General features: G+C 54.4%; 19 protein-coding genes. 6 read left to right on the top strand and 13 right to left on the bottom strand.

What is annotated here, in order from left to right:
- Positions 1–382 precede the first annotated feature (382 nt).
- The 8 genes from purT to ENI00_RS06465 form a co-directional block, all read right to left on the bottom strand.
- Positions 383–1,585: a formate-dependent phosphoribosylglycinamide formyltransferase gene (gene purT, locus ENI00_RS06500; RefSeq protein WP_304100583.1), complete on the bottom strand. Its 1,203-nt coding sequence runs from the start codon at positions 1,583–1,585 to the stop codon at positions 383–385.
- A gap of 31 nt (positions 1,586–1,616) precedes the next feature.
- Positions 1,617–1,817 (bottom strand): DUF1289 domain-containing protein, encoded by a 201-nt coding sequence (locus ENI00_RS06495; RefSeq protein ID WP_304100580.1) that lies wholly within the window; start codon positions 1,815–1,817, stop codon positions 1,617–1,619.
- Positions 1,818–1,930: 113 nt separating this feature from the next.
- Positions 1,931–3,628: a methylmalonyl-CoA mutase family protein gene (locus tag ENI00_RS06490; protein WP_304100577.1), complete on the bottom strand. Its 1,698-nt coding sequence runs from the start codon at positions 3,626–3,628 to the stop codon at positions 1,931–1,933.
- Positions 3,615–4,592: a methylmalonyl Co-A mutase-associated GTPase MeaB gene (gene meaB, locus ENI00_RS06485; protein WP_304100574.1), complete on the bottom strand. Its 978-nt coding sequence runs from the start codon at positions 4,590–4,592 to the stop codon at positions 3,615–3,617. The genes ENI00_RS06490 and meaB overlap by 14 nt, the downstream gene beginning before the upstream one ends.
- Positions 4,593–6,014 carry a phenylacetate--CoA ligase family protein gene (locus ENI00_RS06480; protein WP_304100572.1) on the bottom strand — a complete coding sequence of 474 codons (1,422 nt, stop codon included), beginning with the start codon at positions 6,012–6,014 and terminating at the stop codon, positions 4,593–4,595.
- 76 nt (positions 6,015–6,090) lie between these two features.
- Complete coding sequence (locus ENI00_RS06475; protein WP_304100570.1) at positions 6,091–6,516, bottom strand: cobalamin B12-binding domain-containing protein; 426 nt, start codon at positions 6,514–6,516, stop codon at positions 6,091–6,093.
- 15 nt (positions 6,517–6,531) lie between these two features.
- On the bottom strand, positions 6,532–7,224 hold the full coding sequence (locus ENI00_RS06470) for a GntR family transcriptional regulator (RefSeq protein WP_304100567.1): 693 nt from the start codon (positions 7,222–7,224) through the stop codon (positions 6,532–6,534).
- A gap of 272 nt (positions 7,225–7,496) precedes the next feature.
- Complete coding sequence (locus ENI00_RS06465) at positions 7,497–8,078, bottom strand: NUDIX hydrolase (protein WP_304100565.1); 582 nt, start codon at positions 8,076–8,078, stop codon at positions 7,497–7,499.
- Between the two features lie 96 nt (positions 8,079–8,174).
- Between ENI00_RS06465 and ENI00_RS06460 the strand changes: the two genes are divergently transcribed.
- Entirely contained in the window at positions 8,175–8,738 is a 564-nt protein-coding gene (locus ENI00_RS06460) for an NUDIX hydrolase (protein ID WP_304100563.1), read from the top strand.
- Here ENI00_RS06460 and ENI00_RS06455 read toward each other — a convergent pair.
- Both ENI00_RS06455 and purL read right to left on the bottom strand, forming a co-directional pair.
- Entirely contained in the window at positions 8,733–9,044 is a 312-nt protein-coding gene (locus ENI00_RS06455; RefSeq protein ID WP_304100559.1) for a YqfO family protein, read from the bottom strand. The two genes, ENI00_RS06460 and ENI00_RS06455, sit on opposite strands and share 6 nt — an antisense overlap.
- A gap of 415 nt (positions 9,045–9,459) precedes the next feature.
- Positions 9,460–13,365 (bottom strand): phosphoribosylformylglycinamidine synthase, encoded by a 3,906-nt coding sequence (purL, locus tag ENI00_RS06450; protein ID WP_304100554.1) that lies wholly within the window; start codon positions 13,363–13,365, stop codon positions 9,460–9,462.
- A 296-nt stretch (positions 13,366–13,661) separates the two neighbouring features.
- On the opposite strand from purL, the gene mltF reads away from it, so the two are divergent.
- Positions 13,662–15,143 carry a membrane-bound lytic murein transglycosylase MltF gene (mltF, locus tag ENI00_RS06445; protein ID WP_304100597.1) on the top strand — a complete coding sequence of 494 codons (1,482 nt, stop codon included), beginning with the start codon at positions 13,662–13,664 and terminating at the stop codon, positions 15,141–15,143.
- Between the two features lie 9 nt (positions 15,144–15,152).
- Here mltF and ENI00_RS06440 read toward each other — a convergent pair whose 3' ends face one another.
- Positions 15,153–15,632 carry a regulatory protein RecX gene (locus tag ENI00_RS06440; protein WP_304100551.1) on the bottom strand — a complete coding sequence of 160 codons (480 nt, stop codon included), beginning with the start codon at positions 15,630–15,632 and terminating at the stop codon, positions 15,153–15,155.
- Between the two features lie 144 nt (positions 15,633–15,776).
- Here ENI00_RS06440 and ENI00_RS06435 point away from each other — a divergent pair, with 144 nt between their 5' ends.
- On the top strand, positions 15,777–18,245 hold the full coding sequence (locus ENI00_RS06435) for a DUF349 domain-containing protein (RefSeq protein WP_304100548.1): 2,469 nt from the start codon (positions 15,777–15,779) through the stop codon (positions 18,243–18,245).
- 43 nt (positions 18,246–18,288) lie between these two features.
- Here ENI00_RS06435 and ENI00_RS06430 read toward each other — a convergent pair whose 3' ends face one another.
- The gene (locus ENI00_RS06430) at positions 18,289–18,552 is read right to left on the bottom strand and encodes a late competence development ComFB family protein (protein WP_304100544.1); all 264 of its coding nucleotides are present in this window, start codon (positions 18,550–18,552) and stop codon (positions 18,289–18,291) included.
- A 209-nt stretch (positions 18,553–18,761) separates the two neighbouring features.
- Here ENI00_RS06430 and ENI00_RS06425 point away from each other — a divergent pair, with 209 nt between their 5' ends.
- The 3 genes from ENI00_RS06425 to ENI00_RS06415 all read left to right on the top strand — a co-directional run bounded on the left by ENI00_RS06425 (position 18,762) and on the right by ENI00_RS06415 (position 24,580).
- On the top strand, positions 18,762–19,970 hold the full coding sequence (locus tag ENI00_RS06425) for an acetyl-CoA C-acetyltransferase (protein WP_304100541.1): 1,209 nt from the start codon (positions 18,762–18,764) through the stop codon (positions 19,968–19,970).
- A gap of 32 nt (positions 19,971–20,002) precedes the next feature.
- Positions 20,003–22,153: a 3-hydroxyacyl-CoA dehydrogenase NAD-binding domain-containing protein gene (locus ENI00_RS06420; protein WP_304100538.1), complete on the top strand. Its 2,151-nt coding sequence runs from the start codon at positions 20,003–20,005 to the stop codon at positions 22,151–22,153.
- Positions 22,154–22,405: 252 nt separating this feature from the next.
- Positions 22,406–24,580: a carboxy terminal-processing peptidase gene (locus ENI00_RS06415; RefSeq protein ID WP_304100534.1), complete on the top strand. Its 2,175-nt coding sequence runs from the start codon at positions 22,406–22,408 to the stop codon at positions 24,578–24,580.
- 12 nt (positions 24,581–24,592) lie between these two features.
- Here ENI00_RS06415 and mtnA read toward each other — a convergent pair whose 3' ends face one another.
- Positions 24,593–25,675: an S-methyl-5-thioribose-1-phosphate isomerase gene (gene mtnA, locus ENI00_RS06410; protein ID WP_414674222.1), complete on the bottom strand. Its 1,083-nt coding sequence runs from the start codon at positions 25,673–25,675 to the stop codon at positions 24,593–24,595.
- Between the last annotated feature and the right edge of the window lie 19 nt (positions 25,676–25,694).

The raw sequence follows: 25,694 nt of genomic DNA, 5'->3' as shown, positions 1-25,694 counted from the left end.
TGACGAGTCGCTTGCCTTGGTATTTCTTGTCGAAATACTCCAGCCAGCGCCCACACGAATTACTTGGTTAATTTGTTAAAGAGCGGTTGAGCCTTGGCTCAATCAAGGTGGCGTATTCTACAGCGAATCGCGACCTTGTCAACTGCTTTCTTCGAAAGAAACTCACTAAAAACTCAATCGAATCAAACCGGTACTTCTTAAATCAGGAAGCGAATTATACAGCTTCAAAACCTTCTGTCAACCGCCAATCAAAGAAAAATTCTAAGTTCTTTAATCTAATCAAACGGTTACCTCCGAGACCTTGTGACGTTTTCGCGTCGTTCCCCTCGAAGGAGATGAGCATTCTACAGAGCTGAACGACGGTGTCAACGGGTGCTCGTAACTATTTCCAGAGCTGAACGTCAACGGCCTGCACCGCCGATACAGCCTTACTTTTTGCGTCCTCAATCGTAGCACCTTTAGCCAGAGCAACGCCCATTCTGCGGCGCCCTGAGAGTTCAGGCTTACCAAAGAGTCGTAACTGTACGTCTGGCACTGAAAGCGCCATCTCCAACCCGGAAAATGCCACTTCTGTGGAGTCTCCTTCAGGCAAGATCACGGCGGAAGCCGATGGTCCTTGCTGTCGGATTGCAGGAATCGGTAGGCCCAGGATCGCTCGCGCGTGCAAGGCGAACTCGGACAAATCCTGAGATACCAGTGTGACAAGGCCTGTATCATGAGGCCTGGGGGATACTTCAGAGAAATAGACATCGTCTCCGTGAATAAACAACTCTACTCCGTACACGCCATAGCCACCGAGATTTTCTGTAATCTTCAAGGCAACGTCACGAGATCTCTCCAAGGCTTTCATACTCATTGGCTGCGGCTGCCAGGATTCACGGTAGTCACCGTCTTCCTGACGATGACCAATCGGCTCGCAAAAGCTGACTCCTCCAGAATGCCGCACCGTCAGCAACGTTATTTCATAATCAAACGTTACGAACCCTTCTACAATGACCCGGCCCTTGCCTGCACGACCGCCTGTCTGAGCGTACTCCCAAGCGGCATCAATTTGGCGCTCATCGGTAACCGTGCTCTGGCCTTTGCCGGATGAACTCATCACCGGTTTAACAACAACAGGTAATCCGATTGCATTGATTGCCTCAACAAATAACTCTTTCGTATCGACAAACCAGTAAGGCGACGTGGCCAGCCCAAGCTCCTCTGACGCCAAGCGCCGGATCCCCTCTCTGTTCATTGTGAGGTCGACCGCTCTGGCTGAAGGAATAACCCGGTATCCCTCCTGCTCAAGTTTGACCAACTCTGCAGTCGCAATGGCTTCTATTTCGGGAACAATGAGGTCGGGCTTTTCGAGCTCGATAATATTGCGTAGCGCCTGCGCATCCAACATATCGATGACGTGACTGCGATGGGCTACCTGCATCGCTGGCGCGTTGGGATATCGATCTACTGCAATTACTTCAACCCCGAATCTCTGCAGCTCTATAGCGACCTCTTTGCCGAGCTCCCCCGAACCACACAACAGCACCTTATAAGCATTCGCCTTAAGCGGTGTACCCAGCGTTACCTTGCCAACATTATTCAAACTACATCCCCCGACAGACGACTTATCGTCATCATTTCTTTGCGTCAAACGAACGTGCAATCCCCTGCTCCCGCTCAGCAACGTTTACAAGCACTGCTTTACGCTCACGGTTAGTCATTGAGCTCCAACGCAAAATTTCATCGCTGGTGCGCTGGCAACCAACACACATATCGCTCTCATCCAGCGCACAAATGCTCACACAGGGCGAGCGCACCTTGTCAGCAACTTTCATCCTGCCACCTCAGCTGATTGCATTAACGACTACCATGATGATCCCATTCAGACACCATGATAACCGTTTCTGATATCTGCTTCTAATCCCTGGTGGGTCAGTAAAAAAACCAATCAAATTACGGGTTTCTCGCGATAGGTTCCCCATATACCTTTGAGCGTTTCAACGATATCCCCCATGGAGGCACCCTCTCTCACCAACTCAATAGTGATCGGCATAAGATTTACCGATTCGTCTTCGGCCTGCTCTATCAATTGTTTGAGCATCGTTTGAACTTTTTCCTCATCGCGACCATTCTTGACCCTGTTCAGGCGATCAATCTGCCGACGCTCGGTTTCGGGATCGTGAGGATGGATTTCGATTTTAACATCCTCTTCATTTTGCACGAACATATTCACACCGATAACCGGTCTTTCTCCGCTGGCTTTGCGTAACGCGAAATCATATGCGGAATCGGATATGCCTCTCTGGAAGTAGCCGTCGTCGATACATTGCAAAGTGCCACCGAGCTCTTCCACCTCATCAAGAATTTTCCATACTTCCCGCTCAATCTCATCGGTGAGGCTTTCGACAAAGTAGGAGCCGCCCAGCGGATCCACAACCTGAGTGACATTGGTCTCATGGGCGATGATTTGCTGAGTGCGCAGGGCAATCCGCATCGCCTCCTCAGTAGGAATGGCAAAGGCTTCATCCATACCGTTGGTGTGCAGCGACTGCGCTCCGCCCAGCACAGCAGACAGAGCCTGCAGCGCGGTGCGAATCGGGTTGATCGTATACTGTGGTTTGGTCAGGGTCGCTGCCGCAGTCTGTGCGTGGAAGCGCAGCCGGCTGGCCTCGGGGTTCGTGGCACCGAATTTTTCGCGCATGATCTTGGCGTATATCCGCCTGGCCGCGCGAAACTTGGCAATTTCTTCAAAGAAGTCTGCCTGGCTCACGAAGAAGAAGGAAAGCCGGGGCCCGAACTCATTGACATCAACCCCTGCATCAATTGCCGTTTGAACGTACTCCATGGTGGTTGCCATGGTGTACGCCACTTCCTGAACAGCGGTCGAGCCGGCTTCCGATATGTGATACCCCGAAATATTGATGGCGTTGTACCGCTTCATGCTCTCGGATCCGTACTGGATACAGTCACGGACCAGGCGAACCGACGGCCGCACCGGGAATATCCATTCCTTTTGAGCAATATACTCCTTGAGAATGTCGTTCTGAATGGTACCCGACAGATCATTGAGGTCGTAGCCGCGACTCTGCGCCAAGGCGATGTACATGGCGTAGAGTATCCATGCCGACGGATTGATCGTCATGGATACTGAGATTTTCGTCAAATCAATATCGTCGAACAACTCCTCCATATCAGCCAGCGTGTCGATGGCAACGCCTTCGCGGCCGACCTCGCCCTGACTCATGCTGTGGCTGGAGTCGTATCCCATCAGGGTAGGCATATCGAAGTCGATCGAAAGCCCGGTCTGGCCCTGAGCGATGAGGTATTTGAACCGCCCGTTGGTTTCCCTCGCCGTACCGAAGCCGGCTATCTGGCGCATTGTCCAGTTTCGACCCCGATACATGGTTGGGTAAGGCCCGCGGGTGAACGGGTATTGCCCGGGCAAACCAATGTCTTCAAAGGACGTATTTTTGAGGTCGAGTGGCGTATAGGTTCGTTTCGTCGGCATCCCGGAAGCAGTGGTGTACTCTGACTGACTCTCCGGAGCGCGCTTGATGAAAGACGACACTTCATTCTTTTCCCACTCGTCAAACTCTTTCTCAATGTGCTTGAGTGCAGCGGGGTCATATTGATCAGTGTGCTTCATGAATCTTCTCCTTCATGGCCTTTAGCAAAGTCACTGCCGCTCCATGGGGATCCATTTCGCGCTGAGTAACCATTTTGAGCAACTCTTCGGTTTGTGACCTGCTGTCACGTACAAAATTGTCCCGGACGATCTCCTCGGCAACTTTCACCACTCGGGTTAACGCAATCTGGCGACGACGTTCGGTGATTTCTCCGCTATGCTCCAGATGCACCGCGTGGCGATCAATTGCCGACATCAGCTCACCGAAACCGCTGTGTTTTTCAGAACTGGTCGGCACTACCGGCACCCGCCATATGTCCTTGCCCGGCTCAAGGCTCATCGCAAGCATGACCTTGAGTTCCTGAATAGTTTTGTTGGAGTCGGGCCGGTCCGCCTTACTCACCACATGAATGTCGGCAATCTCAAGCACCCCTGCCTTGATGGCCTGAACGTCGTCGCCCAGGCCTGGCGCGTTGACAACTACGGTGGTGTGCGCCGCACGCACGATATCGACTTCATCCTGACCCACGCCGACCGTCTCAATCAGGACCACATCGAATCCGCCTGCATCCAACAGATCGACTGCTTCCAAAGCCGGCCTGGCCAGGCCACCCAAGGTTCCCCGGGTTGACATGCTACGAATGAAGACACCCGGATCAGAAACCAGTTCGCCCATGCGAATGCGATCACCGAGGATCGCCCCACCGGAGAAAGGGCTGGAAGGATCTATAGCAACAATACCGACTGTGCGGCCACTCGCCCGGTACTCCTGGACCAGCTCTGCGACGAGCGTCGACTTGCCTGCCCCCGGCACACCGGTTATGCCTACCACATGGGCGCGGCCGGTGCTTTTGTAGAGTTCAGCCATGGCTTGGCGCACCTCAGGGTCGCGACTCTCAACCCGGGTAATAAGCCTGGCGATGGCACGAAGATGTCCTTCCCGCACCCGCTCAGCAAGCTTCATAGAGGATGTGCGACTAATCATTTAATCTCCTCGCTTCTGGTTAAGGCTCTGGTAAAGATCCCGGTCATCAATCACCCGCTGGGCCTTGAAGTCGGTACGCGGAAAGGTGTCCGGCTCGACCATCACAACCCTTGCACGAACACCCAACACGCGACTGCACTCAGCCTCCACCCGCCCTAACAACGCCTTGACTGCATCGGGGCCTTTACTGGCTGTCTCATGATCAAATTCTGCCTGTACGGCCAGTTCGTCCATCGAGCCACCGCGTGAAACAACAATCCGATGCTCGCCGCCATAGCCAACAAGGCCTTCCAGGATTTCAGCGATGGCACTGGGATATATGTTTTCGCCACGGATCTGGAACATGTCGTCGATCCGCCCGTAAATGCCTTTTGGCAATCTCGGATAGGTGCGGCCGCACGGGTTGTCTTCCATCACCCAATGGGTCAGATCGCCGGAGACCATGCGGATCATCGGCTGGGAAGTGCGCTCGAGATGGGTATAAATTGGTGTGCCCTGCCCACCATAAGGAACACGACAATTAGTATGCGGGTCCGCCACTTCTGTATAGACGATGTCCTGCCAAAGGAGCATACCCTCGGTGTCCGCGCTGCCGGAGGCATGCATCCATGGCGTCAACTCAGCCATGGTTCCGCAATCAACCACTTTCGCACCGTAAATATCCTGAATCTTGTCACGGATAGATGGGATGGAACCGCCCGGCTCGCCTGAAAAGAACAGCACTTTGATACCAAATTCCCGGGGATCAATCCCTTCCTCTCGGGCGACTTCCGCCAGCCTCAGCGCATAGGAGGGTGTGGAGTAAAGGCCGGCGGGCTTCATCATGGCCAGCCAAGTAACCGCTCGCGCCGTCATCCCCGGGGCGCCGGCGCCGAAAGGGAACGCTTTGCAGCCCAGCCGCTCAGCACCGATCAACGCGCCCCAGGATCCCATATAGAGACTCAAAATAGCGGCCACAAACACCGTATCCCCCGGCCGCAGGCCCATACCCCACATGATCCGGGCATGATTATTGGCAATGGTTTCCCAATCACCCCGGGAGATACCAAAAGCGGTAGGCCGACCGGTTGTGCCAGACGTGCCATGGATATGATGAATATCGCTTTGAGGGCAGCAAAGATAATCCCCGAATGGCGGATTACTTGCCTGGGAGTCGCGAAGCTCCTGCTTAGTGACCACAGGAACCCGTTCGAAGTCTGCAAGGGTACGAATGTCATCTGCCTTTACACCGGCATCGTCCCATTTGCGTTGGTAAAACGGAGAGTGATCGTAAGCATAGGCCATTACATCCCGTATGCGCGCAACAATTAGTTCATCGCGCTTTGCAGGATCCATCGTTTCCCGCTCCCGAAACCAGTAAGGGCTGTCAGAATCAGGAAAGTAATCTTTGTTGTAGCTGGGAGGAAAATTCCAATCTTCCATCGGAGACTCCTGATATTATTATTGGTTGTCATCTGAGGAAACCTGTCATGAGCGCCCGACCGCCCTGGTGCCGTATCTATCGGGCACCACGGTCTGCCACTAATTGACGGAACGAATCAATGACTTCCTGAGGGGGAGTGTCCTGGAGAAGAATCTTGTGAACGCCCATCTGATAGAGCTCTTCGACATCGTCGTCCGGGATGACACCGCCACCTGCGACAATCATGTCGTCTGCTTCCTTGGCTTTCAGGAGCTCCAGCACCTTGGGGAAAATGTGCATGTGCGCACCCGAAAGCAGACTGATCCCCAGAATATCCACATCCTCCTGAATAGCGGCATCCACAACTTCCTCCGGCGTGCGATGCAATCCGGTATAAACCACGTCCATGCCAGCATCCCGCAACGCACGTGCAACAACTTTTATGCCTCGGTCATGACCATCCAGACCGATTTTCGCCAACATTACACGAATCACATTTGCGCTATTGTCATTGTTTTGCATCTTATTCTCCTTGGATTAACTCGCCGCGTTTCCGCTTCTTTTCAGAGGTTCACGAGAGCTTTGAATTTCCTGCTGAAGCCAGGTCGAAGCGGTTTCCACATGTTGCCTCGCAAGCGTTTCAGCAGCCCGAACGTCGCCGGCCAATACAGCATTAAGTATCGCCGCGTGCTCTTCCCAGATCTGTTTCTGATTTTTTTCCGCAATAAGGATGTCGCTCATAACTCGCCTTACGTGGTTCCAGTGGGCCTCCATTGAATCCAGGATAAAGGTGTTTCCCGCCAGTTCGTAGATGAAGCCATGGAAGCGCATATCAGCTTCGATAAGCGCAGGAAGATCATGTGCCTTTCCTGCTGCACGCCCCTCATCAATAATGTCTTCTCCACGCTTCCGCGAGCCGGCGTCGACCCGCTGGGCAGCGACTCCGGCACTGATCAGGTCAATCCCGCACCGAAACTCGTACAACTGCGCCACAAAATTCTCATCGAGCAGCGAAACCATCAGACCCCGACGTCCCACACTGGAAAGAAACCCATCGTCTCGAAGGCGCTGCATGGCCTGACTCACCGGTAATCGCGAGACATCCAGCCTCTCGGCCAGGCTCTCTTGGGTCACCCGCTCACCCGGCTTGAGCAAACCTTCAACGATGGCGTTGACCACAGAATCGTATATGAGCTCAGGCAGGTTTTTCTCGGCTTGGATTTTCTTCATTGATCACACTCCACGACGCAACTCCTTGGCTGTCGTTTGCATACAGTATTCACTATGTAATACCTGTTCGCCTTTTATGCGTATTAGACTTTAGTCTAATTAACGCCAATTTCTGAATGCAAAGCGAGGCCGAGTCGTTCCTGACGGAACCACGACACGAGAGGGAGCGCGGAAAGAAGTTGTGCAAAATAGCGGTGCGGGCGAGGCTGTGCAGCTCCGGTACCAAGGGACATCAGTAGGAGATCAAACCAGGAGAGAGGGAGGGGGCAGGCTTACTTTGGAGGTTCCCGCAGATCAATGCCCGCGTCATAAACGGCGTTCAGGAAATCGACCAGAACCACAGCCGACAGCCCCCATATCTGATAACGCTCCCAACGGTAGCAAGGAACATGAATTGTTTGATTCTGAAAAAGAAGTGCATCGGTACGCTCACGCCGATCTTCAAGAAAAAAAGAAAGGGGCACACGAAAGACACTGTCGATCTCATCTGGGTTGGGCTCCAGTGGATGCTCTTCGGGCACAACACCGACATACGGAGACACGAGAATCCCGTGAAGCGACATCACCTGGCTCAGTGGCGATATAATTTCCACTTGATCGGGCGGCAGACCAATTTCCTCATGGGTTTCACGTAAAGCCGTAGCGGCCAGCGACAAGTCTCCAGGGTCTCGTTTCCCACCAGGGTAAGCAACCTGTCCCCGGTGAGTGCTCAGATTTTCCGAGCGCAACGTAAATATCATTTCGGGATTGCCAGGGTTATCCGTAACCGGCACGAGAATGCCCGCCTCGGGGTACTTCAGATCGAGTTTCCGCGGTGCATAGCCGGTTAAACGCTGAACAAGTAAATCACGCAAATCGGAACTCCTGGGCAAATCCGGTGTTGAATGAGACAGCGACAGCAAGGATCATTAAACTGAACGCTTTACCAATTCAAGTATACGGGGAAAATCATGAAGTACTGCAGCACATGCGGCCATCCGGTTGAACAACGTATCCCCGAGGGCGACAACCGTCACCGCTTTGTGTGCACAAGTTGCGGCACAATACACTATCAAAATCCACGCATCGTCGCGGGCACCGTACCTGTGTGGAACGGACAAATTCTGCTTTGTCGCCGCGCAATCGAACCGCGCTATGGGTACTGGACCCTCCCCGCTGGATATATGGAAAATGCCGAAACAACGGTTGAAGCCGCCCAGCGCGAGACCCTGGAGGAGGCTCTGGCCGAAGTCAACATTGAGGGGCTGTATTCCATTATTGATGTTCCCCACATTAACCAGGTGCATATGTTCTATCGAGCGACGCTTAAAGACGGTCGATTCGGTGCTGGCGAAGAATCTCTTGAAACCCGCTTATTTGCTCTGGACGACATTCCGTGGGATGAGATCTCCTTCCCAACCGTGCGCAAAACGCTGGAACTATTTTTGGAAGACTTGAAAAACGATTCCTTCGGCGTGCACGTTAGTGATATCCGCCACCCTATGGCCGCTACCCGGAGTAAGCACGATCTATAATATTTCCATCCGGTAAATTTCGTAGGCAGGCTCCTCATACGGATGGGCTTGCTTGAGTGCGCCGACTGCCTGACGGATCAAATCGTCTCTGCAAACGAGTTCAACTTTGAACTCCTCCACAACTTCCAGTGCCCCGGCGTCTCCCAGAAAAGGGCTGCTACCCTCGAGGGGGCGGAACTGACCCTGTCCACGACATTGCCAGGCGCAAGAATCATAATCACCGATACAACCTGCGCCAACATCGAAGAGCGCCTGCTTGGTTTTCTCGAGGTGCGTTTCTGGAACGAAATAACAAATTTTGTACATGAGAATCCTCTTCAAACAGGATATTTTTTGTACAGATTAATAGCTTAGGTACTTACCCACAGATTCTGTGGATAACTCTGGGGAAAGTATTGGGGAACCCCTCTCTATACCCCGTATTTGCTACCCTCACGTCAAATTGGTGACAAATTCACCTGATATACTTTATTCATATTTTTCAATGCGTTATACGACTCGATCAAAAAATGAACCTGCATAACGTGCATTGTTCATAGAACACACAGAGAAACGATCGAAATGTGCATAAATATATTGAGTCAAGGGCTATATTTCTAATTTTACAATCTTTATCGCTTGAAAAATGCCAAAAACTCCGGGTGACAGCCACAAAAAAACCGACTCCGGAAAGGCCCCTTCTCAGCCCTTCCTAAAGTCGGCTTTTCCACTCAGGGTTCCCTTAGCCGAACCAGCCTCTCGCATTCCTGAACATGCGAATCCAGGAGCCATCTTCCTGCCATTCTTGCGGACGCCAAGAGTGCTGGACAGCACGAAAAACCCGCTCAGGGTGTGGCATCATAATCGTAATACGACCATCACGAGTGGTCGCACCCGCAATACCATCTTGCGAGCCATTAGGATTGTAAGGATAACGCATTGTCGCTTGCCCCCGGTTATCCACAAACCGCAGCGCCACGCGTTCGCCTTCTGACAGATCCGTAGCCGACGCTCCCCCTGAGAACTCTGCCCTACCTTCGCCATGAGCAACGGCAATTGGCATGCGCGAGCCAGCCATCCCCTCCAGGAACGCAGACGGTGACGGCATCACTTCAACCATGGCCAACCGCGCTTCAAACTGCTCGGACTGGTTGCGAACAAAACGTGGCCATCCCTCGCTGCCAGGAATCAGCTCGTGCAAATTGGATAGCATCTGACAGCCATTGCATACGCCGAGTGCGAGAGTGTCCTGACGGTTAAAAAACGCTGCAAACTGATCGCGAACCCGATCATTGAACAGTATGGACTTGGCCCAGCCTTCGCCGGCGCCCAACACATCCCCATAAGAGAAACCACCACAGGCCACCAAACTGTTAAACGTCTCCAGATTCACCCGCCCGGAAAGCAGGTCGCTCATGTGTACGTCAACAGATTCAAAACCGGCCCGATCAAATGCGGCAGCCATCTCAACCTGACCGTTAACGCCCTGCTCACGCAAAACAGCGATTCTCGGGCGTGCACCTGTATTGATGTAAGGTGCAGCAATGTTGTCATTCACATCATAAGTAAGCTGCGCGTGAAGGCCTGGATCGTCTGCATCAAGCAGGTTGTCAAACTCCTCCGCCGCGCAATCAGCGTTGTCTCGGAGGGATTGAATACGGTAGCTGGTTTCAGACCACAGACGTTGCAATTCTGTTCGCGAATCATCCCAAACCGTTTCGCCCTTAAACGTCAAACGTAACCGGTCCTGATCATTTAATGTACCAATAACACTGACGTGATCGCCTAGCCCTGCCCCTGAAAATTGCTGCAGAACAAAATCGGTATCTTCACTAAGCACCTGAATAACGGCGCCCAGTTCTTCATTGAACAGCTCACGGGCAAACTGTGTGCGATCGTCTGCCAAACCATCCAGCTTAACGTCTACACCGGTACGACCTGCGAAGCACATCTCGGCAAGCGTCACGAACAAGCCGCCATCCGAACGATCGTGGTAAGCAAGGAGCTTATCGTCTGCGCTCAAGCCCTGAATAACGGCGAAAAACGCTTTGAGATCCTCGGGATCGTCAAGATCCGGCGCCACCGCTCCAACTTGACCGTACACCTGAGCCAACGCCGATCCACCCAGACGATTCTGCCCTGCGGCCAAGTCAACGAGTATCAGATCGGTCGCGCTTGCGCCTGTCACCAGTTGCGGCGTCAGGGTACGCGAAACGTCCGTAACCGGGGCAAAGCCGCTGATAATCAACGAAAGCGGCGCCGTAACGCTCTTCTGTTCGCCGTTATCCTCTTCCCACATGGTCTTCATGGACATGGAGTCTTTGCCCACGGGAATGGTAATCCCAAGCGCTGGACACAACTCCATACCCACCGCTCGCACGGTTTCGTATAGGTTTTCGTCTTCCCCCGGGTGACCGGCAGCAGACATCCAGTTAGCCGATAAGCGAATATCGGAGAGCTTCCCAATAGCGGCAGCGGCCAAATTGGTAATGGCCTCACCTACGGCCATTCGGCCGGATGCGGGCGCATCGATGGTCGCGACGGGCGTGCGCTCACCCATGGCCATGGCTTCACCGGCCAATACATCAAAGGAACTTGAGGTAACCGCGACATCGCTGACCGGCACCTGCCATGGACCAACCATTTGATCACGGGCAACAAGCCCGGTAATCGTGCGATCACCAATGGTTATCAGGAAACTCTTGGAGCCTACAGAAGGAAGGCGCAACACTCTGCGAATCGCATCGTTCAGATCAATCCGGGTCGAGTCAAACACCGGCTTGGTAAACGATGTTCTGTTAACACTCCGGTGCATGCGGGGCGGTTTGCCAAAGAGGACATCCATCGGCAGATCAACGGGCTTTTCGTTAAAATAGGAATCACTTAGCTCAAGGTGATGAGCTTCCGTTGCCTCTCCAACCACCGCATAGGGACAGCGCTCCCGACGACAAAGCGCATCAAAAAGCTCCAGATTCTCGGGAGCGACGGCCATAACGTAGCGCTCCTGGGACTCGTTGCACCAGATTTCCAGAGGCGACATGCCCGGCTCGTCACTCGGAATGTCCCGCAGTTCGAACTTGCCACCGCGGCCACCGTCCTTAACCAGCTCCGGCATGGCGTTGGAAAGACCGCCTGCGCCAACATCGTGGATGAAACACAGGGGATTCTTCTCGCCCATCTGCCAACAGCGGTCAATCACTTCCTGACAACGCCGCTCCATTTCCGGGTTATCCCGCTGCACAGAGGCGAAATCAAGATTCTCATTACTGGAACCGGAATCCATGGACGAAGCAGCGCTGCCTCCAAGGCCGATAAGCATGGAAGGACCACCCAGTACGATAAGTTTTGCGCCTACCGGTATCTCACCTTTTTCAACGTGCTCTGCCCTGATATTACCGAGACCGCCGGCGATCATGATGGGCTTGTGGTACCCACGCACCTCATCGCCTGCCGGGCTAGCCACTTTTTCTTCAAACGTCCGGAAATAGCCGGCTATGTTCGGCCGACCAAACTCGTTATTGAATGCTGCCCCGCCAATGGGCCCTTCAATCATAATATCCAAAGCGGAAGCGATCCGATCGGGCTTGCCGTAGTGGGTTTCCCACGGCTGGGGATCTTCCGGCAGATTGAGGTTAGATACTGTAAACCCGGACAGCCCGGCCTTCGGCTTGGAGCCACGGCCGGTTGCGCCCTCGTCGCGAATTTCACCGCCAGAGCCGGTTGCCGCCCCGGCGGCTGGCGCAATCGCCGTCGGGTGATTGTGAGTTTCCACCTTCATCAGAATGTGAATGTCTTCCTGGTTATAGCCATAAACGCCGGTTACTGGATCCGGGAAGAAGCGGCCGCCGCGGCTGCCCCGAATAACCGATGCGTTGTCTTTATAAGCCGAAAGCACACCTTCGCTGTTCATCTCATAGGTATTTCGAATCATGGCAAACAGGGATTTTTCTTGCCCCTCACCGTCAATGTCCCATGAAGCGTTGAATATTTTGTGGCGACAGTGCTCGGAATTTGCCTGGGCAAACATCATCAGTTCAACGTCTGTCGGGTCGCGCTCCAGGCCGATAAACGATGTCACCAGGTAATCAATTTCGTCATCCGCCAGCGCCAAACCCAAGCGCGTGTTTGCTTTCACCAACGCCTTACGGCCGCCCGCCAGCACAGAAACCCGCTCAAGAGGACGCGGCTCCTCATGACTGAACAGCAGCTGGGCGCCGCCCATTTCATGGAAAACCTTCTGGGTCATCCGGTCGTGAAGCAGCGCCGCAACTTTTTCACGCTGGTCAAGCCCGAGCTTCCTGTTGGCCTTGATATAAAAAGCCGTGCCACGCTCGATGCGCTGAATCTGGCGCAAACCACAATTGCGGGCAATATCGGTTGCCTTGCTGGACCAGGGGGAAAGGGTTCCCGGGCGCGGCACCACAAGGAAAAGCACACCTTTCGGTTCTTCACCGGGCACGCTGGGGCCGTATGTCAGAAGTCGATCAAGAATGGCCTGTTCGAAATCCGAAAGCGTACCTTCAAGATCCGCAAAGTGCATGAATTCGGCATAAACGTGCTCGATTTCCGGCACAATGGCTTGAATCTTGGCAAACAATTTATGAGAGCGGAATGACGAAAGCGCGGGTGCGCCGCGAAGTTCAAGCATGATATCAACCTGTATCGCGCGAAACGGGGAAGTCCGGGTGCATTCTGAGAAGGCGCATATCATACTTGAAAGCGAAGGCCGGATACAGCGCAGAAACGCTATTTCCCCAATGCGCAATTGACATTATTTTGCACAGTTATTACCCCATTTTGATTGACCCCCCTCCCGGCAGCGGAGATCATTAAGCCGTGAGCATGGAAACCACACCCGGAAAGACACCGGATGCAGACAACCCATTTTTTGCGCATCCCGATGATTCAGCGGTAACGGAGAACAGGGACTTGCACAGAATCCTGATGGCATATACATCACTGCTCGCCTGCACGCTGATCATAATCCTGCTGACCCTCGCCGGTTGTAGCCAACCGAGCACGCTGCAGGAAGTTCGTAACGAGGGTGTGTTGCACGTTATTACCCGCGTTGCTCCCTCCATTTATTATGAGGGGCGCACGGGGCCAACCGGCTATGACTACGAGCTGGCCAAGCTCTTCGCAGAGGAGCTTGGCGTTGAACTCCGGCTCAGGGTTGCGGGCGACAACACGGAAGTGCTTTCCGTGCTTTCCAAAGACTTTGCACACATCGGATTGGCCGGCCTTTCGGAACAACCGATGTTTAAAGAGCACTACACGACAGTTCCTACTGGCATCAAAGCCCAGTCAATCGTTGTTTACAATCGCGAAGTGGAACGTCCGGAGGCGCTCATGGACCTGACCGGCCAAACACTGCACATGGTGTCGGACAGCAATCATGAGTACCAACTGCAGGCCCTTGAAGCCAACAACCCAGGGCTTTCCTGGCAGGTTCATCCGGGTCTGGATGCCGTCGGCATTCTTGCCCGCGTAGAGACCGGAGAACTGCCTTACGCTGTTGTCTCCTCCCATGAACTCGAGCTCAACAATGTCTTTTTTCCTCAGGTCAAACAAGGATTCACTCTTGGCGTCGCCAAAGAGTTGGCCTGGTTATTCCCGGCAGGCCAGGACGACTCGTTGGTCAACGCGGCAAAAGCCTTTTTCAAAGAGAGGCAGGCAGATGGCACCATTGCGCAGCTTTCCGAGCGCTTTTACGGCCATCTGGATCATCTGAATTACGTGGGCGCACGCACGTTCATGCATCACGTAGAGAATCGATTGCCCAGTTATAAGGCCTTGTTCCGGGAAAACGCGTCCATCTTTAACATGGATTGGCGCCTGCTCGCCGCCATCGGCTACCAGGAGTCACACTGGCGACCCAATGCGGTTTCACCAACCGGAGTCCGAGGGCTGATGATGCTAACGCGCAATACCGCGAACTATATTGGCATCAATAACCGACTGGACGCAGAAGAGAGCATTCAGGGCGGGGCCAAGTATTTCCGAATGGTTCACGAAAGGGTTCCCGAGCGCATCGCCGAACCTGATCGAACCTGGTTTGCCTTGGCGTCTTATAACGTGGGGTACGGACATTTGGAGGATGCGCGCAGACTTACCGAGGGTGCGGGTAAAAATCCTGACCGCTGGATGGATGTGAAGGAGTTTCTGCCACTACTGGCGCAAAAAGAATGGTATAAAAAAACCCGCTTCGGTTACGCCCGGGGAAACGAACCCGTCCTCTACGTGCAGAATATACGCCGCTACTATGACGTATTAGCACGACTAATGGACCTGAAAGAAAAATCGACCGGCGGCAACCCGGCGGTTGTTGGTGTAGAGACGCGTTCTGTCGACAAGCCACCGGAAGACGGTTCTGACATACGAGCCAGCCTGCCCCCGGAGCTTGGAATGATCCCACCAACGCTTTAATGCCTAAATTCACGAGTCGTCCGACTCACTCACTTCAAGCGCCCGCTCAATCTGGTTTGCCGTAAACCCTCGACGAGTAAAAAACCGGGCCTGCCGGGCCTTTTCATCCCAGTCATCCCGCAGGTCAGCGAACCCGAAACGCTTTTTCCTCAGTAGCCGTGCATTGCGCGTCCAATCTGCATCAGACAACTCATCAAGGCAACTCGGGCTCTGATGAATGCCACGCTGCAGCAGCTCTGCCAGAACTTTAAGAGGACCGTAACCCAGCTCAATGCGCTGGCGAGCGTAGATATCGGCAAACCGGCTGTCATCCAGCCAGCCTTTGCCCTCGTAATCGTCCAGGACCATCGAGATAACTGAGCTTTCAAGCCTGCGCTGCCGTAACTTCAACGCAAGTTCCTGACGACTGTGTTCGCGGCGGGCAAGCAGTCTCAAGGCAACCGAGCGAGCTTTGTACTCCTGATCATCACAATTTTCCTGTTTTGCCATTCACCCCTTCCCGCAAACGCTCACAAAACGCTAGACTAGCCCGTGCTTGACACTGTCGGTGATGGTTCTTCCATCCCTCGATGGTCGGTAACGGCTTACTTTGCCCGACACCGTAGACTGGTTTCAATCCCTAAGGATCTCTTCATGGCTGCATTTCTCCAGAAACTGTTTAAATCCCGCAAACCAACCGCGCAAGATCGCAAAGCGGCGGACAGGGCTACCCAGCCAGTGGCCGCGCCACCGGTAGACAAGCATGCCGAACTTAGGGAAGAGCAGCTTCAAGCACTCCGGACAACGCCAACGCAAGAGATCGCAGCCAGGCTGACAATTGAAGGTTTAACGTCAGAGATACGGCTTAGAGCGGCCGGAGAATTGCAAGACATGGCACTCCTTCAACAAGTGCAGAAGCTGGCGAAAGGCAGGGACAAGGGTGTGTACCAGGTGGTCCGGCAGAAGCTGCAGGTTATCCGTGAAGAACAGGCTAGCCGTGATGTCATCTCCGAAACCGTCGCCACTCTGATCAAGAATGTCAGCGACCAGGCAAAAAGCGACGACACAAAACTCTACGGTGCTCGTCTGGATACGCTTCTCAATCACTGGGCGACGGTTGAGCCCAGTGCAACGTCAGATCAGTTAAACGAGTTCCTGCGCGCGGTTCATATCTGCCGGGAGCGGCTTGCTGACATGCAGGCCGCTCAAGCCGACGAAAAGCGTCAGCGCGAGCAGCAAACCCAGCGCAGCGAAACGCTTTCGATGATGAGTCAAACCCTGGAAGAGCTTCGTCACCAGCCTTCGGAAGTACTCGCCTCCCTCGCCTCACTGGACGCTCTTCAGAAAACCCAGGAAAACCGATGGCTGGAAGCAACGCGCAATACCCAGGTTGAAAAGCAGCAGCAGAAAGCTTACGAAGCGTCGATGATGACGCTGCGCCTTTATATTGGCGCAATTCGGCAGATCGGCCTTGGCAAAGAATCGCTTCTGACACTCTCCAATGCGTTAGAGCGCGAAGAGGTGAGTCAGGAACACCGGGAACAGGCCCTGGCCTTGCTGAAAGAGATCGACTGGCCACAGGACTTCCCGGTTCCAGATTTGCTGACGCCCGCTTTCAAGCTGGCCGAAAAGCCCAAGGTTCCGGTTAACACGAATAACGATGTGAACCAACAGCAGGCCTCAGCGGATAGCCTGAACGCAATCCTGAATCAGCTGGAAGCCGCTCTTGAATCCAAACAGCTCAAGGAGTCCAGGCAACTTCTGAAAACCGCACAGCATGGCTATAAAACCCTCGATCATCGCCACGCAAAAGCGTTTCAGGCTCGTATTCAGCTGTTGACCGGCCAACTCCGGGAGCTGTCCGACTGGCAGGGATTTGCAACCGAGCCCAAGCAAGTCGCCCTGTGCGAACAAATGGAACATCTGGCAGAACAGCCCATAGAGCCAGAGACAAAATCCGAACGCATAAAGGATCTGCAAAAAGAATGGCGGGAACTGGGCGGATCGTCCGATCGCACTCTGTGGTCTCGCTTCAAGCAGGCCTCCGATAAAGCCTATGAGCCCTGCAAAGTTTATTTCAAAGCCAAGTCCGGGCTGAAGCAGGCGAACCTCGAAAAGCGCAAAACCATTTGTGCCGAACTGGAACATTTTGTGAACGGCGCAGACTGGAACACGATCGACTGGAAAGCAGTCGACCGCATCGTGCAGACCGCACGCCAGGAATGGAAATCTGCATGGCCCATAGAGTTCAGGGACAATCGCCAGGTACAGAAGCAATTTGACGAACTGCTCAAGAAGCTCGAAGCGCCCATTGATCAGGAACGCCAGAAAAACGAAGCCCGGAAACAGGCAATCGTTGAACAGGCGCAGTCTCTGTCTGAATACGAGCCGCTACAAGAGGCGATGAACAAAGCCAAAGCGCTGCAATCAGACTGGAAAGCCGTTGGCATCACCCGCCACCGGGAAGACCGCAAACTTTGGCAGGCCTTCCGTAAAGCCTGTGACGAGGTATTTGCGCGCCGAGACACTGAGCGTTCGGAACAACGACAGGCTACAGAGGAGGCAGACACTGCAGCGGAAGCCGTGCTGCTGCAGGTTGCCACCGTAGATTCCGATCAGGACCTTCAAACGCTGGAGCAGGCATTTGCCAGCCTTCGCAGCCTCGACGGTGCGCATGTATCTGCGGTGATAAAAGAACGTATTCAGAGAGAAAAACATAAGCTTGATCAAGCCGTTTCCGAACAAAAACTCAAAGCGGGGATCTCTGAGTGGCAGGCACTTGTGCTTGCCCGCACAGAGGGCAAAGATTCTGCGGATAGCGCCCTCCCCGGCAAATGGGCCGTGCTCGCGCAAAGCGTGGGCGAATTGACCGATCAGGAACGGGTCATTCGTGCAGAAATTCTGGCTGGCGTTTCTTCACCGGAAGCAGACCAGCGCAAACGCATGGAAATACAGGTTCAGCGTCTGGCAGAAGGAATTGGCTCGACCGAGCAATCCGACAACGTACTCCAGAGCATTGAAGCCCTGGTCGCCAGTTGGTGCATGCAGCCGAATGATCAGCCTGCCGATCCGTCTCTGGCACATCGTTTGAACAACGCTTTGGGCAATCTTTTAACGCCTTGATCACACTTTGATCAAACCCTGACACATCTTGACTTTAAGAGTTTCACTCGCGCTGATGCTCTATGACAAAATCCCTGGCGTTCTGAACGGCAGCCAGGGATTTGTCTTTCATGCCCCCTAGCTCTTCGTCTGCCAGATAAAACATCATATCGATTGTGTGCCTGTAATATCGGGGCGGTAACCGGTTCAACGCAACGCACATAACGTCGGTCAGGAAGTCTGCGGTATCTCCCGGTTGCCTCGTCGCATCAATAGCGTCCATCACCAGGCGTTCGTAGAAGTTGTCTATGGCATCTCTGAAAGACATGGTTCTGTGCCTCCTGAATCTTCATAGGAATCTTTGAAAGGCCCCTGCCTATCTTTAAAGATAGAGCCCCCAACCTCGTCTGTCATGGCGCCTGAGCAATTTTGTCAATCCGATTGTCAGGCCGCGTCATTACCTCCAATGCCATCAAAGCGATATGGTGATGTTTCTGTTAAGCAAATCACAACGCATTCATCACCAGAGGAAAAGCAATGACCACCGAGGCGTATATCTTCGATGCGGTCCGCACTCCCAGAGGGCGTGGGAAAAAAGACGGTTCACTGCACAGTGTCAAGCCCATTACCTTGCTGACCACTGTCCTTAAAGCACTGCAACAAAGAAACAATCTGGATACCGCCCAGGTAGACGATATCGTGCTGGGTTGCGTCACCGCCGTGGGCGACCAGGGTGCCGACATTGCCAAAACGGCCGCCCTCGCCGCTGACTGGGACGAGAAAGTATCGGGCGTTACCCTGAACCGGTTCTGCGCCTCGGGCCTGGAAGCCGTCAACATGGCCGCCATGAAAGTGCGTTCCGGCTGGGAAGATATGGTGGTTGCCGGCGGCGTGGAATCCATGTCGCGCATACCTATGGGCTCCGATGGCGGCGCCTGGGCCATGGACCCGCAAACCAACCTGCATACCGGCTTCATGCCTCAGGGCATTGGCGCCGACCTCATTGCGACCCTGGAAGGCTTCAGCCGCGCAGACGTCGACGGCTTCGCCGTGAAATCGCAACAAAAAGCGGCCAACGCCTGGAAGCAGGGTTTCTTTGCCAAGTCGATCATTCCGGTCACCGATCAGAACGGCGTCGTCATTCTCGATCACGACGAGCATATACGAGGCGAGACCACCGTCGAGTCGCTTTCAGGCCTCAAGCCTTCCTTCCAGATGATGGGAGACATGGGTTTTGACGGAGTTGCCCGTGAAAAGTATCACTATGTGGAAACAATCAACCACGTTCACCACGCCGGCAATTCCTCCGGCATGGTAGATGGCGCCACCGGCATCCTGATCGGCAGCGAAGCGAAAGGTAAAGCCATGGGGCTGACACCCCGTGCCCGTATCGTGGCCACGGCGGTCACCAGTACGGACCCCACCATTATGCTTACCGGCCCTGCCCCCGCTACCCGCAAGGCACTGGCAAAGGCTGGCATGACCATCGATCAGATTGATTTGTTTGAAGTGAACGAAGCCTTTGCCTCCGTGGTAATGCGCTTCCAGAAGGAGCTCTCGGTTCCGGATGAAAAAGTGAATGTGAACGGCGGTGCAATCGCCATGGGCCATCCGCTGGGCGCCACCGGCGCGATGATTCTGGGCACCCTGCTGGATGAACTTGAACGTCGTGAACTGCGCTTCGGGCTGGCGACTCTGTGCGTCGGCGGCGGCATGGGCATCGCCACCATCATTGAGCGGGTCTGAATCCCACACTTTTTCTGCAAGGACAACCGATTATGAGTGCTATCCGTTATGAACTGGGTTCGGATCAGATTCTGACCCTCACCATCGACATGCCGGGCCAATCCGCGAACACGATGAACGCGGTCTTCCGTGAAGCCCTCAACGAAACCGCCAGCAAAGTTCAGGGCGACCTGGACAACCTTCGCGGCATTATCATTACCTCTGCCAAGAAAACCTTCTTTGCCGGCGGCGACCTGAAAGAAATTCATCAGGTGACCCGCGACGACGCCCAGGCCTTTGAAGACATGGTCAACGGCATGAAAGCCCAGATGCGCGCGCTGGAAACCTGCGGCAAACCCATGGTCGCTGCCATCAACGGCGCTGCGCTGGGCGGCGGTCTCGAAATCGCCCTGGCGTGTCACCATCGCATAGTGCTGAATGACAACAGCATTCAACTGGGACTGCCTGAAGTCACGCTTGGCCTACTTCCTGGCGGCGGCGGCACTCAGCGTTTACCCAGAATGATTGGCCTGGAAGCCGCTTTCCCGTTTTTGATGGAGGGCAAAAAAGTGCGCCCATCCGCGGCCCTGAAAGCCGGTATTGTTGATGAACTGGCCGATTCGGTCGATGACATGATGGCCAAGGCAAAAGCCTTCATTGAAGCAAACCCCCAGTGTCAGCAGCCGTGGGACAAGAAAGGCTTCAAGTTGCCAGGTGGCGCGCCTCATCATCCCGCCATGGCACAGAAGCTGGCCATTGCCCCAGCCATGCTGAAACAGAAAACCAAAGGATGCTACCCGGCTCCGGAGCGTATTCTTTCGGCCGCCGTTGAAGGCGCGCAGGTTGATTTCGACAACGGCAGCCTGATCGAGACCCGCTATTTTGCTGAACTGGTCACTGGCCAGGTTGCCAAGAACATGACCGGTACCTTCTGGTTCCAGCTTAATGACATCAATGCGGGTGGCAGCCGCCCGCAAGGCGTAGAGAAAGCGACCTTCAAAAAGGTTGGCGTACTTGGCGCAGGCATGATGGGGGCCGGCATCGCCTTCTCAACCGCCAGCCGTGGCATGGACGTGGTGCTTAAAGACGTTTCTGTCGAAAGCGCTGAAAAAGGCAAAAGCTACTCGGAAAACCTGCTGACGAAACAGGTCAGTCGAGGGCGCATGACCGAAGAGAAGAAGGCTGAGATACTGGGCCGTATTATGGCCACCGCCTCTGCCGAAGATCTGGAAGGCTGCGATCTGGTGATTGAAGCTGTATTTGAAGACAGCGACCTGAAGGCCAAAGTGACCGCTGAAGCCGAGCCAAGGCTGGTCAAAAATGGCATTTTTGCGTCCAACACTTCCACCATCCCCATTACACAGTTGGCCGAAGCATCAGCCAAGCCAGAAAATTACATCGGGCAGCACTTTTTTTCTCCCGTCGACAAGATGCAACTTGTGGAAATCATTGTGGGAGAAAAAACATCGGATGAAACCCTGGCACGGTCCTTCGATTACGTTCAGCAGATCGGCAAAATTCCTGTGGTTGTTAACGACAGTCGCGGTTTTTTCACCTCCCGCGTTTTCGGCACCTTCGTTAACGAGGGGATTTGTATGCTGGGCGAAGGTATTCATCCTTCCAGCATCGAAAACGCAGGTTTGCTGGCAGGCATGCCCGTTGGCCCTTTGACGATTTCCGATGAAGTCAGCATGACGCTGATGCAGCATGTTCGCGATCAGAGCAAAAAAGACGTGGAAGCCGCAGGGGAAACCTGGAATGCGCACCCCGCAGAGGCGATTATTGACCAGATGGTTAATACGTACGGCCGCAAAGGCAAGGCCGCCGGTGCGGGCTTCTATGAGTACCCCGCCAAAGGCAAGAAATTCCTGTGGCAAGAACTTGAAACGCTTTATGTGAACAGCGACAAAGCCCGCCACGTAAAATTGCAGGATCTGAAAGACCGCATTCTGTTCATTCAGGCGATTGAAACGGTTCGCTGCCTGGAAGAAGGCGTATTGCGCACCGTGGCAGATGCCAACGTCGGCAGTATCTTCGGTATCGGCTATGCCCCATGGACCGGCGGCGCCATACAGTTTATCAATCAGTACGGCGTGAGAGCCTTTGCCGAGCGCGCTGGAGAACTGGCTGAAGCGTATGGCGAGCGCTTTGCTCCACCTGCGCTGCTGCTTGAGCACGCAGAACAGGAAAAACGCTTCGCCTGAAATATCTGAATGGCGGAGGGAGTGCCCCTTCCCTCCGCCTCCGATTTTATTCTACGCCCGAGCTGCCCCCAGCCCTTCCATCAAGGGCATTTCCGCCAATACCGCATCCGGTTTATGGATAGATTGTCACGAACCGATACGTCATGCCTATAGCAACGGGTGTAGCCCTTGCCTACAATAAATCAATCAGCCCACGGGTGACCCAGTTCCAGATACACCGGGCAGGCCCCCAGAATCGTCAGGTAAGCCTATATGACCATCGCGGAAAAAATATCTGTCCGTCACACGCCGTTCAAGTCAGCACGGATGGGCGTTTGCCAGGCACTCACCATTGCACTGCTTCTGTCAGCGCCTTTCGGCGTTCACGCAAAAGCGGCTGAACCGGATAAGTATACACCGGTAGCCCCAACGATTGATCAGGCTCGTGCCAACATACTCATTGCCCGGCAGCTGCAGTTCACTCATTTCCGCGATCTGAGTATTAACGACAAGCTTTCCGGCGACGTATTTGATGCCTACCTGAGCTACCTCGACGGCCAGAAAATTTACCTGACCGGCAGCGACGTACAGACGCTCGGCAAAGTGCGAAGCCGACTTGGATCTGCCCTGAAAACCGGCCAGTTACAGCCTGGATTTGATATTTACAACCTGGTTCAGCAGCGCGTTATCGAGCGCCTGCACTTTGCGCTTGATACTCTGGACGATGGCATAGAGAACCTGAATTTCAATACCCATGAAAGCATTCTGCTTGATCGCTCTGATGCAGAGTGGGAGCCAGACAAAAAGGCGCTTGATGAGTTGTGGATGAAACGCATCAAAAATGCCGTGTTGGCCCAACGCCTCAGCGGTGCTGAAGACGACGCTATTACCGACACGCTGAAACGCCGCTATGAAGGCCAGCTCAAGCGGGCCTATCAAGCACGCAGCGAGGACGCATTCCAGGCTTACATGAACGCGTTTACCGGCATGTGGGACCCTCACACCTCCTACTTTTCGCCGCGCACATCCGAAAACTTCAATATCAATATGAGCCTCTCACTTGAAGGTATCGGTGCCGTTCTTCAGGCAGACAACGAGTACACCAAAGTGGTCCGGCTGGTTCCGGGCGGCCCAGCTTCAAAGCAGGGTCAGCTAAAGCCTGCCGACAGAATTGTATCGGTGGCGCAGGAAGGCGAAAAGCCGGTGAATGTGATCGGATGGCGCCTTGATGAAGTGGTCGACCTTATCCGCGGCCCGCGCAACTCTGTGGTTACCCTTGAGGTAGTCCCCGCCAGCGCGACGGACGAAACCCTGACCAAATCCATCGCCATCAGCCGTGACCAGGTCAAGCTGGAAGAGCAAAGCGCGAGCAAAGATACGATCGAATTTGAACGCAATGGCGAAAAATACACCGTTGGCGTGATTACCGTGCCTACGTTTTATGCTGATTTTCGCGCCATGCAGGCCGGCGACCCGAACTACAAGAGCACGACCCGTGACGTTCGGAAACTGATTGCGGAGCTTGAACAAGACAACGTAGACGGCCTGGTGATTGACCTGCGCAACAATGGCGGCGGCGCCCTGAATGAGGCCAATGACCTGGTTGGCCTGTTTATCGACACGGGCCCCACGGTGCAGATTCGCAACTCGAGCAACGAGGTTCAGGTTCTTAGTGACAACGATGCGTCGGTTGCCTATGGTGGGCCTTTAGTGGTGCTCACCAACCGCATGAGCGCCTCGGCATCCGAGATTTTCGCGGGCGCCATTCAGGATTACGGCCGCGGCCTGATCGTTGGTTCGCAAACGTTTGGCAAAGGCACAGTCCAGGCTGTTCGCCCGTTAAACCACGGCCAGCTCAAAATTACCCAGTCGAAGTTCTACCGCGTATCGGGCGGTTCCACCCAGCACAAGGGCGTGATCCCGGATATCGAAATCCCTTCGCGTATCGACAAAACACGGATTGGCGAGGATGCGCTGGATCACGCCCTACCCTGGGATCAGATAGACGCCGTGCCCCATGCCAGATACTTCGATTTCAGCGGCATTATCGATGAACTTCGGGCACGTCATGAGAATCGCTTTGCCCATAGCGCTGAGTTCAGCCTTCTTCAGCAAGAGATCGATTTCCTCAAGGATCAGCGCCTCAGAGATACCGTGAGCCTCAACCTGGACGAGCGCACCGTTGAACAGAAGCAGATCGAGCGCACCCAGTTGACCATCGCCAATGCGCGCAGGGAACTGCGCGGCGAAGCGCCATTCGACTCGCTGGAAGCGCTGGAAGACTGGCAGGACCAACAGGCTGCGGACCTGAGCACGAAAGACGAAGAGCTCGACTTCGTAATTCGCGAAGGCGGAGACATCATGGCCGACATGCTGGAACTGGATAAGCGGATGGCGTCCATTCTGACGCCACAACAGTTTGCTGCTCAGGCTGAAACCAAGCAGTGATTCAAAGGATCATCAGCCCAGTAGCCTGAGCATTGCGTTAACGTCAGGATTTCGCACCCAGCCCTTCTCGGTCACGATGACGTCAATCAGGGCTGCGGGGGTTACATCGAACACCGGGTTGAATACTCGCACGCCCTCCGGGGCAAGCGGGATGCCTCGAATCTCCCGAATTTCGCGACCATCACGTTCCTCAATGGGAATCTCTGCGCCCGATTTCAGCGTCATATCTACGGTGCTGGAGGGCGCCACAACCATAAATTTGACGTTGTGATGGCGTGCCAATACTGAAAGGCTATAAGTTCCTATCTTATTGGCCACATCCCCGTTGGCGGTAATGCGGTCTGCACCAACAATAACCCACCGAACATCTCCCGCTGCAAGAATAGTCGCTGCCGCACCATCGGCATTCAGTGTTACCGGAATACCATCGCGCATCAGCTCCCAGGCCGTAAGGCGACTGCCCTGAAGCCAGGGCCGGGTTTCATCCGCATAGACCTGCTTGAGCAACTTTTGCTCATGCAGCCGGCGAATAACACCCAACGCGGTGCCGTAGCCCCCCGTTGCGAGCGCGCCTGTGTTGCAGTGAGTGAGCACCGAAACCGGCGTGGCGGAGCCGGCATCTGCCGAAAACCCCATGGCGTCCAGAGCGTGATCGGCCATGGCCAGGTTGCCCGCAAGATCTTCCTGATGGATAGCAACCGCCTCATCCGCCAACCGGTTCCGGGCTTCATTGAGTGATCCACTGGCATGAAAAACCCGCTCCATTCGTTGCAAAGCCCAGAACAGATTCACCGCGGTTGGCCGCGACGCGGAAAGCTCACGGATGGCCTGATCGATTTCAGCCTCCCAGCTTTCGTTTTTGGCGTGGTGAGCCGCCAACGCAACTCCGTAGGCCGCGCTGATACCAATAGCCGGCGCGCCGCGCACGGTCATATCCTGAATGCACCACGCCACACCCGAAGCGTCTTTGAGTGTTATCCACTGTTCCTGCGCGGGCAACAGGCGCTGATCGAGCAGTTCCAGACTGCTGCCATGCCATCTGAGGGCGACCGTACCCATTGCACGGGGCGAAGGAAATTCTTTAGACTTATTCATAGCGTGGCTCTCGTTGCAT

Source organism: Marinobacter antarcticus, from assembly GCF_011049865.1.
Lineage (GTDB): Bacteria > Pseudomonadota > Gammaproteobacteria > Pseudomonadales > Oleiphilaceae > Marinobacter > Marinobacter antarcticus_A.
This window is presented reverse-complemented; position numbering and strand designations above follow the sequence as displayed.